A 14,182-nucleotide genomic window follows, 5' to 3' on the forward strand; every position below is an offset into this window, starting at 1 on the left:
GATAGCCACGCGGTATGAAAAGCTTGAACGAAATTATCATTCAATGCTCGCTTTAGCATTTACTATGATGTGGCTACCAATGTGGGCTGATTGATATATGTACTACAAAGATCAACAGCCCCTAATAATTTAATCGGTTAGATACACCTACAATCCAAAGATATTGATTATTTCCCTATGGTTTTATAAACGTCACTTAACAAGCTTGAAGCGCCAAACCTAAATGTATTTGCTTGCAAATAATCATCACCCATTATTGCGCGCGTAAGCGCTAAATAATCACTAGCATCGGCCACTGTTTTAACACCGCCAGCCGCTTTAAAGCCCACACGTTTATTTGAGTTTTTAATGGCTGTTAGCATAGTTTTTGTTGATTCAAGCGTGGCATTTACAGCTACTTTACCCGTACTGGTTTTTACAAAATCAGCACCGCCTTCAATTGCAAGCTCCGTGGCTTGAGTAATAAGCGCGTCGGTTTTTAGCTCGCCGCTTTCTATTATTACTTTAAGTTGCGCGCGCGACCCACATGCTTTTTTACTTTCGCTAACATAGTTAACTACAGTTTGAGCATCGCCCGCGATTAACTTTTTATAAGGAATAACCAAATCAATTTCGTCAGCGCCGCGCTCTATTGCAATAAGTGTTTCGTTAATTACATCACTCAGTGGTGCATCACCTGTTGGAAAGTTAGTAACTGTTGCAACTTTAACATGGTTAAGCTCACGCGCTGCGAGTGCTATTTTTGCATCATCAACAAAGTCGCTATAAACACATACAGCGGCAGGCGTGCCTAAGGTAGGATTTATGCTATCAACAAGTGCTTGAATGCTTTTGGTGGTATCGCTGGTGTTTAAGCTTGTTAAATCCATCAGTGCGACTGCTAATGCGGCATCTTTTTGGTGTTGTGTCATTAGAGCTCCGTTGCTTATGTAATACCAATTTTATTAAAAAAATAATCATTTTAGCGTATTAAATAACTCACTAACTACGTTAAAAATTATTTATATAGAACAACTATGTATCATAATTTTAGCCTTGTTATTGAGCTATTTTCTTGTCGCTATAATAGATCACTAATTTAATGCAATTGGTATAAGTACAAAATAGAATATGTCTCCATATTAACAAATTAAACCAAACTCGCTATAGCTCATAACCAAACACTATAAGCTGGTTATTTTACTTGTAACTCGGCGCAATCCCTTGTTAACTAGCTCTTAGGCCTAAAAAGCCCACCTATTATAACTTTTGGTTATATCAACTTGGTTTTAATTATTTTTTACTTATTAATAGCCGCTATATTCTGCATATCAGAATAAAGCGTTTTCTTATATTTGAATTTGTTTAGGGGTCTTATTGACGTGCAGTATTTACCTATCTTTACCAAACTCGACAACAAACCAGTATTGGTTGTTGGCGGTGGAGAGGTCGCTTTACGCAAATGTCGCGCGTTTTTAAAAGCGAGAGCAAGCGTTACTTTAGTAGCACCTTGGTTTTGCGACGAACTAAAAGAGCATGCACATAATAATGAAGTAACGCTTATTGATGCTTATTTTGATGAATCGCACCTTGATGGCAAAATGCTTGTTATTGCAGCAACCGACCGCGATGAAGTAAACAACAACGTATTTGAACTTGCCAATGCTCGCAATGTGTTTGTAAACGTGGTTGATGACCAACCTAAATGTACGTTTATATTCCCATCCATTGTAGACCGTGACCCAATTACGATTGCTATATCAAGTGCTGGCACAGCGCCCGTACTTGCACGTCGCTTACGCGAAAAGCTCGAAACTCTTATTCCACATCATATTGGCCCACTTGCAACACTTGTCGGTGGCTTTAGAGACAAAGTAAAAAAACGCTTTAAGCATTTTTCAGACCGCCGCCAATTTTGGGAAGGCGTGTTCGACTCATCTGTTGTGAGTAAAGTACAAACCGGCGATACCCAAGCCGCACAGCAGCAACTAGAGCAAATGCTAGATGCAAAAGCAGAACCTGAAGGCGAAGTATATGTAGTAGGTGCAGGCCCTGGCGATCCAGAGCTTTTAACACTTAAAGCACTGCAACTTATGCAACAAGCCGACGTCGTCGTTTACGACTTTTTAGTCTCTGACGAAATTATGGAACTAGTGCGCCGCGATGCTGACCTTATTTGTGTAGGTAAACGTTTGGGCGATCATAGTGTTGTTCAAGAAGATACCAACCAAATGCTGGTCGACCTTGCTAAACAAGGCAAAAAAGTATGCCGCATTAAAGGTGGTGACCCGTTTATTTATGGCCGTGGTGGCGAAGAAGTACAAGTACTTGCTGCTAACAACGTAAATTATCAAATTGTACCGGGTATTACAGCCGCTGCAGGTTGTAGTGCTTACGCGGGTATTCCGCTAACGCATCGTGACCATGCACAAGCCATTCAATTTGTAACTGGCCACTGTAAAAAAGACGGTCAAGAACTTGATTGGCAATCGCTGGCAAAAGCAAATCAAACGCTGGCTATTTACATGGGCGTAATTAAATCGCCGCACATACAAAGCGAGCTTTTAAAACATGGCCGCAAAGCCGACACCCCTGTTGCCATTATCGAAAACGGTACACGTAAAAATCAGCGTGTAGTAACAGGCCAATTAGGCGAACTTGCCGACTTAATTGAACGCAACAGCATTATATCGCCTGCGCTACTCATTATTGGCGAAGTAGCCGCCCTGCACTCGCAACTAGCGTGGTTTGGGAAAAACGAGCAAACAAGCAGCTTTGCACAGCCGCTAACAGATGTATCAAATACATAACCGAATTTTAAATTTGTAACTTTTAATCATTTTAGTAGGACGACTAACAATGGCTTTAACTCACCTTCAGCAACTTGAAGCTGAAAGTATCAAAATCATGCGCGAAGTCGCCGCTGAGTTTGAGAACCCAGTAATGCTTTACTCTATTGGTAAAGATTCGTCGGTACTTTTGCACTTAGCGCGTAAAGCATTTTACCCTGCAAAAATTCCGTTTCCGTTATTACACGTAGACACCAACTGGAAGTTTCGTGAAATGATCGAGTTTCGCGACCGTATAGCTAAAGAATACGGCTTTGATCTACTGGTACACAAAAATCCAGAAGGCATTGAAATGGGTGTAGGCCCGTTTACGCATGGCTCGGGTAAACATACCGACATAATGAAAACCCAAGGCTTAAAACAAGCGCTAGATAAATACGGCTTTGATGCTGCATTTGGTGGCGCACGCCGCGACGAAGAAAAGTCACGCGCAAAGGAGCGTGTTTATTCGTTCCGCGACAAACACCACCGTTGGGACCCTAAAAACCAACGCCCAGAGCTTTGGAATACCTACAACAGCCAAGTTAATCCGGGTGAGAGCATTCGTGTTTTCCCATTATCTAACTGGACTGAGCTTGATATTTGGCAATACATTTATCAAGAAAACATCGAAATGGTACCGCTTTACCTAGCAAAAGAGCGCCCTGTTGTTGATCGCGACGGTACTTTGATTATGGTTGACGATGAGCGTATGCCTCTTAATGAAGGTGAAGTACCGCAAATGAAATCTGTACGTTTTCGTACATTAGGCTGCTACCCACTTACCGGTGCAGTTGAATCAACAGCCAGTACTTTAACCGAAATCATTGAAGAAATGCTGCTATCTACGTCATCTGAACGTGAAGGTCGTGTTATTGACCATGATTCAGCCGGCTCAATGGAGAAGAAAAAACGTGAGGGGTATTTTTAATGTCTAGCCAAAATAACGATACATTTAACGAAGTAAAAGAAATAGGCATAGACGCCTACCTAGCACGCCAACAAGACAAAAGCTTATTACGCATGCTTACTTGTGGCAGCGTAGATGACGGTAAATCAACATTGATTGGCCGCCTACTGCACGACAGCCACCAAATTTATGAAGATCAGCTAGCAGCTCTTCATAAAGATAACGAAAAAGTAGGTAACGCAGGTGAAGATCTTGACCTTGCTTTATTAGTTGATGGCCTACAAGCTGAGCGTGAGCAAGGTATTACCATTGACGTAGCGTACCGTTACTTTTCAACGGCTAAGCGTAAATTTATTATTGCCGACACACCTGGGCACGAGCAATACACCCGCAACATGGTAACGGGTGCATCAACAAGCGATGTAGCCATTATTTTGGTTGATGCGCGTTACGGCGTACAAGTACAAACTAAGCGCCATAGCTTTATTTGTGACTCGCTGGGCATTAAGCAGTTTGTTGTTGCCGTTAATAAAATGGATATCGTTGATTTTGACGAAACCGTGTATGAAAAAATTAAGGCCGATTACCTTAAATTTGCTGAGCAACTTAACGTATCAAACATTAAGTTTGTGCCTATGTCAGCGCTTAAAGGCGACAACGTAGTAACACGCTCTGCACATACACCGTATTACACCGACAAGCCGCTACTAGAGTTACTAGAAGATTCGCCAGCAGCCGAAACAGATACAGGCTTTGAAGCGCGCCTACCGGTGCAATATGTCGTGCGTCCTAACTTAAACTTCCGTGGTTTTCAGGGCACACTTACATCGGGCAAGATGCACGTAGGCGATGCTATAAAAGTATTACCGTCGGGTAAAACATCAAGCATTAAAGAAATTGTTACCTTTGATGGCAACTTGGACAGCGCCGAAGCAGGCCAAGCAATTACCGTTACCCTAAATAACGAGATTGATATTAGCCGAGGTGATGTAATCGTGCCTGCAAACTCAACGGCCGCTGTTACTAACCAGCTGCAAGCTAAAATTGTGTGGATGCATGAATCGCCATTAGTGTTAGGTAAAAGCTATAACCTAAAACTAGGTAGCAAAAACACCTCAGCTATTGTTAAAAAGATTGACTACACAATTGATGTAAACACGCTTGAGCACGGTACTAGCGACTCATTACAGCTAAACGAAATTGCGATTGTAACGCTTGAACTAACCGAAACTATTTTGGCAGACGAGTACCACAGCAATCACGAAACAGGCTCGTTTATCCTAATCGATCGCTTATCAAACCTAACTGTTGCTGCCGGTATGATTGAGCAAGTACTGCAAAGCCAAACAAAGCAAAGTAACTTTAGCGAATTTGAAGTTGAATTTAACAGCTTAGTACGCAAGCACTTCCCGCATTGGCAAGCGCTTGATATTTCTAAGTTATAAGTTAACTTTAGCCTGTTAGGAATTTAAAAGCATGGTAGAACAGCTCGTTTTAACAGGCATTATGCTTACCTTAGTCGGGTGCCTTTTTGGCACCCGTATTAATCCAGCATGGTTATTTGTAAGCGCTATTGGCACCAGCTACTTAGCAGGGCTAATCGATCTTGAAAGTATGTTGATTAATTATGCTAACCCGTCGCTTATCACCTTAGTACTATTGGTGTTAGTATCGACCGCAATAGAAAAAACCACCCTAATTCAAAAGTTAGCGCAATCGCTATCTAAAGGTAGTTTAGTAAAATCGGTAACAAAATTGGGGTTATCAACCGCCTTTTTATCGTCGTTTACTAACAATACCGCCGTTGTTGCATCGCTTATTACCGCGATAAAAGACAACCCTAATCACTCCCCTTCAAAGCTATTATTACCGCTGTCGTACACTGCTATTTTGGGCGGCACCATTACGCTTATTGGTACATCAACCAACTTAATCGTTAATGGCTTTGCAGTAGATGCGGGAATGGAACCGCTGGGCTTTTTTGACTTTACCTTAGTGGGTTTAGGCGCGCTAAGCGTAGGCCTAATTACCATTTTAGTAATGCTTAAATACTTACCCGACAACGGTAAAAGCGACCAAGAAGTCGTGCCTTTTTACCTAGAAGGTAAAGTACAAGCAAACTCAAAATTAATAGGCCAAACCGTTGAAGAAAACGGCCTGCGTGATTTAAAAGACTTATTCCTTGCTGAAATTATTCGCGACGAGAGCCGCATTTGCGCAGTCACTCCGCAGCAAATTATTCAAAAAGACGACGTGCTGCTGTTTGTAGGTGACATAAAATCGGTGCCATTACTTACCCGTTTTGACGGTTTAAAAGTAGTGCACGAGAATCATCAAAAAGACATAGAACACTTAGTAGAAGTAGTCGTAAGTCAATCTTCAAAATTTATTGGTAAAACCGTAAAAGAAGCCCGCTTTAGAGAGCAGTTTCATGCTGCTGTTATTGCCATTCGCCGTGGACATGACCGCTTACAAGGCGGCCTTGGGCAAGTGCAATTACAAGCTGGCGACTCACTTATACTCGCACCAGGCAAAAACTTTTACACTTTGCCTAATTTAAAGCGCGAATTTGTGTATATTTCAGGGTTTGACTTACAAGCCCACCTTGCACCTAAGCAATCAAATATTGTGCTACTAAGCTTTGCCGCAGTACTGGGTTTAAGCATTATTGGCATAGTGCCGCTGGTTAAAGGCTTATTAGTATTACTGATTGGCTTAATGCTCAGCGGCACCATAAAACTTAACGAAGTAAAACGCCGTTTCCCTATCGAGTTATTGGTGGTTGTAGGTAGCGCCATTGGCCTTGCTAAATTAATGATAGGCACCGGACTTGCCGGGCAAATATCCGACGCCATGTTTATGGTACTTGGCGACTTTGGCCCGTACGGCGCGTTTATAGCTATATTTTTAATGACCGTATTATTTACCGAGCTTATAACTAACAACGCAGCTGCTGCCTTGTCGTTCCCTGTTGCTTACTCGCTCGCGGTTGGTTTTAATGTAGACCCACTACCGTTTATTATGGCGGTTGTCTTTGGCGCATCAGCTAGCTTTATATCGCCATTTGGGTATCAAACTAACCTAATGGTTTATAGCGCGGGTAACTATCGCTTAAAAGATTACATAGTGATGGGCTTACCCCTTTCTATTATTTATTCAATCACGGTATTAACCTTGATCCCGCTGGTATTTCCGTTTTAATACCTGCGCTCACAGCATAAGAGACTCTCACTATGGATGAAAATATAGTTTGGCATAACTACGCAACTACAAAAGCACAGCGTAGTGAGCAAAAAAAACATAAGCCCGCTATTTTATGGTTTACCGGCTTTTCAGGCTCTGGCAAAAGCACCGTAGCAAACGCACTAGAAGCGGCGCTTAATCAGCAAGGTACGCACACTTACCTGCTCGATGGCGACAACGTACGCCACGGTTTGTGTAAAGATCTAGGCTTTAGCGACGAAGACCGCATTGAAAACATACGCCGCGTAGGCGAAACCGCAAAACTAATGACCGACGCTGGCTTGTTAGTACTTACTGCGTTTATATCGCCTTTTAGAGCAGAACGCGACATGGTGCGTAACTTAGTAGACGAAGGCGAATTTATCGAAGTATTTATCGATACCCCACTGGATGTATGCGAAAGCCGCGATCCAAAAGGCTTATACAAAAAAGCCCGCGCTGGAGAGATAAAACACTTCACTGGTATCGACTCAAGCTACGAAGTGCCAAACAATCCAGAAATAATTTTAGATACAAGTAAAAACACCCTAGACCAATCGGTTACACAACTGATAACGTATCTAAAACAAAAGCACATAATATAGGTTAACCCCATGAATCAAACCGAACTGCTAGAAGAAACCCTCATCCTTGCCCGCAAAGCAGGCCAAGCGATAATGGGAATTTACGAAAAGGATTTTAACGTTGAGTACAAAGCCGATGAAAGCCCCGTAACCGACGCCGATTTAGCAGCTCATAAACTGATTGTGGCAGGGCTTCAACAGCTCACACCTGATATTCCAATACTTAGTGAAGAAAACGCCGACATAAGCTGGGATGTACGCCAAACGTGGAAAAGCTACTGGTTAGTTGACCCAATCGACGGCACTAAAGAATTTATTAAAAAGAACGGTGAATTTACCGTAAACATCGCCCTAATTAAAAACGGCATTCCTATTTTAGCCGTAGTAGATGCACCTGCCCTTGGCGTATCGTACTTAGCCGCCGAAGCCATTGGCGCATTTAAAGATAAAGGCGATGAGCGAATTGAGCTTAAGGTAACTACCAAACCTAACAAAGGGTTAATTCGAGTTGTAGGCAGCCGCTCGCACCCATCACCCGATTTAGCCGAGTTTGTGAAACGCTTTGACGAGGTTGAAATGGTGTCTAAAGGCAGCTCACTAAAACTCTGTTTAGTCGCTGAGGGCAGCGCCGATATTTACCCGCGCTTAGGTCCAACTTGCGAATGGGATACAGGCGCAGGCCATGCAATCGCCGAAATAGCCGGTGCTAAAGTGACTAAGCTTGATGGCAGCCCGCTTATTTATAACACTAAAGATGAGTATTTGAATCCGTACTTTGTAGTGAGTGCGGTGGAAGAGTAAGAGCTTCGAGCTGTTAGCCACGAGCAGCTCGGTGTAAACCTAAACACCTTAGGTTGGGTTGGGTTGAGTGGAACGAAACCCAACTTATATACATTCTCATCATTTTAATACGTAAACATAGACATTTAGCATTACCATAAGCAAAAATAATAGCCCATCTGTTTATAAACTAATCTAAAGTTTGCTACTTAAAATATTTATTGCTTTATCTCTTTTATCCTCATCAAAACCTGTATTTATCAATCCCTTCAACCTACCAATAAATATTAACTTCGTCTCTTTATCTAATGAGCTTACCGCTGTAAATATGTTGGACATATCTACATTCAAATCTGTAGACAATACTTCTATTAATATCTTTAGCGATTTTTCGTCTTTCTTATCTTTTAAAAGATCTAAAATAAACTCATATTTTGGGCCTCGAAAATATCTCTTACCTGGTTCACCTGCAGCTCCATTTTCTATTTGGGATATAATACATAGCATTTCATAAGTGACTTCATATTCTAGCAAGTCCAAAGCGATAGATGAAAAATCTTGTTTCTCTAAAACTTCTATAAACTCAGAAGAATTATTACTCTCTGCTTCTCTTTTTATTTCTATAAATATAGCTGAAAGTAAATAAATATCGTTAATCGTAGCGACATCTTTAATCACGCTCTGAAAGTTATCTATATTCAATATTTTTATCACTAGCCTTGTAAAAATCTCTTTAAAGTTCTCAGCATTTTGATATTTATTTTTTTTTACTTCAGTCGAAACATAGTCAAAAAGTACTTTATTAAGGCTTCTATCTGTAAATGACGATGACCTTTTAAATAAAACATCTTTAAAGCGCAGCAAAACTAATTGATAGCGTTCATCACAACACAACTCTTTAGCTAATGCTTCGAGTTCGCTCCCATCACGAATTCTTGAAAATATAGTTTGTTCATTCACCTCTTTTTTTGAAGGGGACTCTTTTATAATTTTTTGCAGGTAGTTAGCATTAGGATCACTAACACCTAAGCTCTGGGTGGGTATCAAAGCCTTATTAAAGCTTAAATGGAATTTATTTAACTCATCTCTATCTTCAAAATTACTGGCATCTTGACTCAATGCCTCTTTATCATTAGTTGATTCTTTATAATCTCTAGTAATTAGCCCTAACATTGTTGCAAAAAACTTAAAGTAAATTGGATCCTCGATCTTCATTACATCTTTAATTATAGGTGTAACATTGCCTGAACCTACTTTCACAAGATAATCATAGCTATTCTCAAATGCACTAAAATAAGTAGGCTTTACTTCCCTTAAAGAACAAGCCATTAAAAAGGATAAAAAGTTCACTTCACCCATCAAATTACCAGGGACCCACGCTTGATCAACTCGTCTTAATATTTTTTTAAGCTGCCTAATTGAAACAATTACTGCTTTTAGAGCATTAACTTCCTTAATAAATAAGTTATTTCTCTTTATCAAAGCTTCTATAAATTCCGAGCGCTTGCAAAATACATGTACCGAATGGCTATCTTCTATTCTATTAGGGTTCAGTACCACTTTAGGCATGTTATTAGATAAAATAATAACTTTATTATGGTGCAATGCCTCTTTAAGACTTACTTGAATAAAGGAATTTATTACCGCTGACAAATCGGCTCGGAGTATATCCTCTCTATAATCAGTCGCTTTTGAAATCACTTCAGCAGCAACCTCATTTTCATTTCCCATTGCAACGATAAAATTGATATGACTCAAATCTCGATTTTTCAATCTATCCAGCAGCGCGGCTATATCATTTAAACGTTTTTCGTTTTCATCGCCTGTTCCGCGATCAACATCTTGTAAGGTAATAAGTAATTTATGGTTTGTTGTGCCAAGAACATCATTAAGCTTTTGAAAACTTCCCTCAATATCAATTGGGCCAGCAAGTAATGTTGAAGCGATTTGAAATACGCTCCCCCCTGATTTAAGCGCTTCGGTATAATGTCTAGGTAAGGCACGAAAAGCACACATATCAATATGTTGGCTTATATCATCAATAATATTGCTCAGTACAATATGGCCAACACTGCCACTTGCAGCGCCCCACGTTGATATATCGCTATGTATCCACACTCCATTTTTTTTAGAGACTGCTTCTAAGTCATTAGCAACAGCGTTAACAATACTACTTTTACCACAGCCAAATGAGCCACATAAAGCAATATGTTGCGCTAAAGGTTGCTGTTGATATTCATCACCACCTTTAAATAAACGGTTATAAATTCGATCTGCATAAACTTGTAGGTCTGGCTCTAAATCACTTTTATGAACAATAGGCCGATCATCAGCAAACCATTTTTGAAAATCTTTTAAACTATTCAGCTCTGGATTTACCTGAATAGTTACATCTTCTTTTTCAGTAATGATGCTTGGCTGTTTACTTTGTCTATATTCATCAAATAATAAGTAAGCTGCCAATATAAAATAGCCAACAGCTAGATAAATGAAAACGTCAAAAGCAGGGACTATATCAGCTAGGTTGACTGCAAAAATGATAAAGGCTGCACTAAGAGCAACCAATACAACAGTAAATATTGGCTTTTTGGTATAAAGCTTTGTTTGATAGATCACGGTTATTAGCATGGCAATAAACGTAAGTGCCAGGTATTTTAAGCTCATAAAACTTCGTGCGTATAACGTAGCTTCATCAAGTTTTGATACTGTCTTTATTACGTACAAAGCAATCAGCAGTAATGACACTAATACAGCGATTGTCACTGGCGGATATCGCCAGTTAAATCCAATACTGCGCTTGGGGTGAGATATATAAAACTTATCAAGCAGCAGCTTTATGCCAATCCCCGCTAAAAATGCGCTACTGTAATGTAGAATTGGATTCGCATTTAAAATAGCGCCTAAACTTGAGTATGCCTTTTGTACAAAACCAACTTTGCTTAAAAATACAGTAATTGTTGCGGCAGTAATTGCGCACAATAAAAGGGAAAGCCAGCGTGTGGCTGTAATAGGGAGAGTTTTAACTTGCGACAACTTAATATCCTTATCAATACGTTACCTAACCAGTGTATATCAATTGAACATTATTGGATAAGCAAGTTTGAGAAATAAAGTCGCCTCTTGGCTTTACCGCTAGAATGACGCTATGGCTTGTTGGGTTTCGCTTCGCTCTACCCAACCTACGCTTTGATATAAAAATGGAGTTTTATTCCTTTAGGTCTTGTTTTGAGTTTAGGGCGAAAATCCAAAAAGAATGTACCGATCTTATTCCTTCTACAACCCTTAACGATTTTGCTGGGCGATAAAAGCAAGCGAGTGCTGATTGAATAAGTCAGGACGCTCCACATTACAAACATGGCCACAATGGTGAATAGTTTGCAGTACGCTATTTTTATGACGCTTAACCATTTCTTTAACAGGGCCAAGGAACATATGATCTTCTTTGCCCATAATGTAAAGAATGGGAATATCAATGTCTTTTTCTTTGAAGTATTGCATTAAAGGATTTACGTCCATGGCTAATTTAAACCATTTTATAAACTCTTTTTGGCACAAGCGTTTTGCTTCACGAACAAACAAAAGTCGAGATTCTTTATGACGCTTTTTCGGCATCATGATAAAAGCAAATAAGCGATACAGCCACATATAAGGCAAGAAGTGTTTAAAAGTATTACCTAAATAAACCAATGTATTACTGCGAGTATTAAAACGAGTAACCGCTCCACCTAGCACCATGCTAGAAACATATTGCGGCGCAATTTCAGCAATATTTCGAATAATAATTGTGCCCAATGAAATGCCAACAAAGTGTGCGCTGGTGATATTGTTATGATCTAACACATCTATAATGTCTTTAGAGACATTATTAAACGAATAATTATTATCAACAAAGTTTTGTACTAAGTTATTCGATTTACCGTGACCACGAAGATCAAGCAACAATACATTATATTCTTTTTTATAAGCCTTAAGCTGACGAAACCAAATTGCCGAGCTACCACCTGCTCCATGGACAAATACAACCCATGTTTTACTGGTTTCGTGCGCAAAAGTAGTATGGAAGAGAATCTCTTTGCTCATTGCAGTTAGTGGCCTATTTACTTCGTTTGGCATATTCAATTGCAGGAAGTATAACGGAGTTTAATAAAAATCTCTTATGAAGTTCAGATCAATGGCTTCTACTTAACAGCTTTTGGGAGCAGATTCTGATTTTTAAATGAAAACCAATAAAAATGACCTTCCCCTATTTTTACGTTATGAAAACCGCCTTCCTCGGCCTTCCTCGGCCTTCCTCGGCTTTCCTGCTCGCGTGACGCTATAGCGTGTTGGGTTTCGCTCCAACTAACCAACCTACCCCGTACAGTAACTCTATAATGTGGCTTGCCATTTAAGGCTTTTGCTCACTTTTACACCGCTGTTTCGTATTCATGACACTTACCCTTCAATTTGGTCTAATTAATTAGTCTACAAATCCTCTCAAAACATGAAATTTTTAGCTAAAAACTATATTCTTGCGCGCGATTATTATTTAAATAATGGATAAACACACACATGACAACATCTCAAGATGCAACGCTTTCAAATGCATCAACAACAGGTGCACACACACCTTCAAACACACCCACTTCTAAATGGAATCTGCACGATACGCAGTGGACTTTAAGCCTTTTTGGTACCGCCGTTGGTGCGGGTATTTTATTTTTACCTATTAATATTGGCATTGGCGGTTTTTGGCCGTTAATTATTTTGGCATGCTTAGCATTTCCAATGACCTTTTGTGCACACCGTGGATTAGCGCGTTTTGTACTTTCATCAAAAAATAAAGATGCCGATTTTACCGATGTAGTTGAAGAACACTTTGGTGTGACTGCGGGGCGGTTAATTTCTTTATTGTACTTTTTATCTATATTCCCAATTTTGCTTATTTACGGTGTGGGCTTAACCAATACCGTTGATAGCTTTATGGTTAATCAAATGGGGATGGAATCACCTTCTCGCGTGTTGCTTTCGGGTGTATTAGTTGCAGGTATGATTAGCTTAATGATGGGCGGAGAGCGCTTAATGCTGCGTGCCTTTGCTATTTTAGTTTATCCGCTTGTGGGTATATTGTTCTTTTTATCACTTTATTTAATCCCAAGCTGGCAAATGCCAGATATGACACTGCCTGAAATGGGCAGCTTTGGTAAAACGTTGTGGTTATCGATTCCTATTATTGTGTTTTCGTTTAGCCACGCAGCGGCTATCTCAAGCTTTGTAAACGTGCAACGCGGTCACTACGGTGAACAAGCTACACATAAGTCTGAGGCGATTTTAAAGCGCACTAGCTTACTACTTATTACCTTTGTACTGTTATTTGTGTTCTCTTGCGTGCTGTCGCTTACAGGCGAGCAAATGGCCGCTGCTAAAGCCGCTAACGTATCGGTTTTATCCTACCTTGCTAATATTACTGATAACTCGTTTATTGCCACACTTGGGCCGCTTGTTGCATTTATTGCTATTACATCGTCGTTTTTGGGTCACTTTTTAGGAGCGCGTGAAAGCTTTACGGGTTTAGTAACTAAACAAACAAGCTTAAGCGCAAAAGCGGCCGATAAAATTGGCGTACTCATTATGTTTTTAGCTATTTGGTTTTGTGCGGTTAAAAACCCAAGTATTTTAGACATGATGGATCAGTTATCGGGCCCTATCATTGCGATGATTTTATTCATCATGCCAATGATTGCAGTTTATAGAGTACCTGCACTTAATAAATACCGAAATCGCTTTAGCACGCTATTTATATTAGCGATTGGCTCGCTTGCTGTATTTGCACTTTTATACAGTATGCTTAAGTAATCTTTTATTAATTATTTAAAAGCCCAGCTAAGCTAATTAGCTGG

Annotated in this window: 10 protein-coding genes and 1 pseudogene; 8 read left to right on the forward strand and 3 right to left on the reverse strand. The window is 40.1% G+C overall.

Going from position 1 to position 14,182, the window contains the following annotated elements:
• A pseudogene (locus tag H4J63_RS00005) lies at positions 1–94 on the forward strand (IS5/IS1182 family transposase); the annotation flags it as partial.
• A gap of 73 nt (positions 95–167) precedes the next feature.
• Here the strand turns inward: H4J63_RS00005 and deoC are convergent.
• Positions 168–911, reverse strand: coding sequence for a deoxyribose-phosphate aldolase (deoC, locus tag H4J63_RS00010; protein ID WP_182193682.1), 744 nt, complete (start codon positions 909–911; stop codon positions 168–170).
• A 450-nt stretch (positions 912–1,361) separates the two neighbouring features.
• On the opposite strand from deoC, the gene cysG reads away from it, so the two are divergent.
• From cysG to cysQ, 6 genes are read left to right on the forward strand one after another with little or no spacing between them, the layout of a single operon-like run.
• On the forward strand, positions 1,362–2,789 hold the full coding sequence (gene cysG / locus H4J63_RS00015; protein ID WP_024603341.1) for a siroheme synthase CysG: 1,428 nt from the start codon (positions 1,362–1,364) through the stop codon (positions 2,787–2,789).
• A 49-nt stretch (positions 2,790–2,838) separates the two neighbouring features.
• Positions 2,839–3,738 (forward strand): sulfate adenylyltransferase subunit CysD, encoded by a 900-nt coding sequence (gene cysD, locus H4J63_RS00020; protein ID WP_182193684.1) that lies wholly within the window; start codon positions 2,839–2,841, stop codon positions 3,736–3,738.
• On the forward strand, positions 3,738–5,162 hold the full coding sequence (cysN, locus tag H4J63_RS00025) for a sulfate adenylyltransferase subunit CysN (RefSeq protein ID WP_024603862.1): 1,425 nt from the start codon (positions 3,738–3,740) through the stop codon (positions 5,160–5,162). The genes cysD and cysN overlap by 1 nt, the downstream gene beginning before the upstream one ends.
• A gap of 31 nt (positions 5,163–5,193) precedes the next feature.
• On the forward strand, positions 5,194–6,918 hold the full coding sequence (locus tag H4J63_RS00030; protein ID WP_182193686.1) for an SLC13 family permease: 1,725 nt from the start codon (positions 5,194–5,196) through the stop codon (positions 6,916–6,918).
• Positions 6,919–6,950: 32 nt separating this feature from the next.
• Positions 6,951–7,544, forward strand: coding sequence for an adenylyl-sulfate kinase (cysC, locus tag H4J63_RS00035; protein WP_002958870.1), 594 nt, complete (start codon positions 6,951–6,953; stop codon positions 7,542–7,544).
• A gap of 9 nt (positions 7,545–7,553) precedes the next feature.
• The gene (gene cysQ, locus H4J63_RS00040; RefSeq protein ID WP_182193688.1) at positions 7,554–8,324 is read left to right on the forward strand and encodes a 3'(2'),5'-bisphosphate nucleotidase CysQ; all 771 of its coding nucleotides are present in this window, start codon (positions 7,554–7,556) and stop codon (positions 8,322–8,324) included.
• A gap of 174 nt (positions 8,325–8,498) precedes the next feature.
• Here cysQ and H4J63_RS00045 read toward each other — a convergent pair whose 3' ends face one another.
• Both H4J63_RS00045 and H4J63_RS00050 read right to left on the reverse strand, forming a co-directional pair.
• Positions 8,499–11,336 (reverse strand): hypothetical protein, encoded by a 2,838-nt coding sequence (locus H4J63_RS00045; protein WP_182193690.1) that lies wholly within the window; start codon positions 11,334–11,336, stop codon positions 8,499–8,501.
• Between the two features lie 249 nt (positions 11,337–11,585).
• Positions 11,586–12,383: an alpha/beta fold hydrolase gene (locus tag H4J63_RS00050; RefSeq protein WP_007580097.1), complete on the reverse strand. Its 798-nt coding sequence runs from the start codon at positions 12,381–12,383 to the stop codon at positions 11,586–11,588.
• A gap of 471 nt (positions 12,384–12,854) precedes the next feature.
• Here H4J63_RS00050 and H4J63_RS00055 point away from each other — a divergent pair, with 471 nt between their 5' ends.
• On the forward strand, positions 12,855–14,138 hold the full coding sequence (locus tag H4J63_RS00055) for an aromatic amino acid transport family protein (RefSeq protein WP_182193692.1): 1,284 nt from the start codon (positions 12,855–12,857) through the stop codon (positions 14,136–14,138).
• Positions 14,139–14,182: the final 44 nt, after the last annotated feature.

This window comes from Pseudoalteromonas sp. 5Ae-yellow, from assembly GCF_014077565.1.
GTDB lineage: Bacteria > Pseudomonadota > Gammaproteobacteria > Enterobacterales > Alteromonadaceae > Pseudoalteromonas.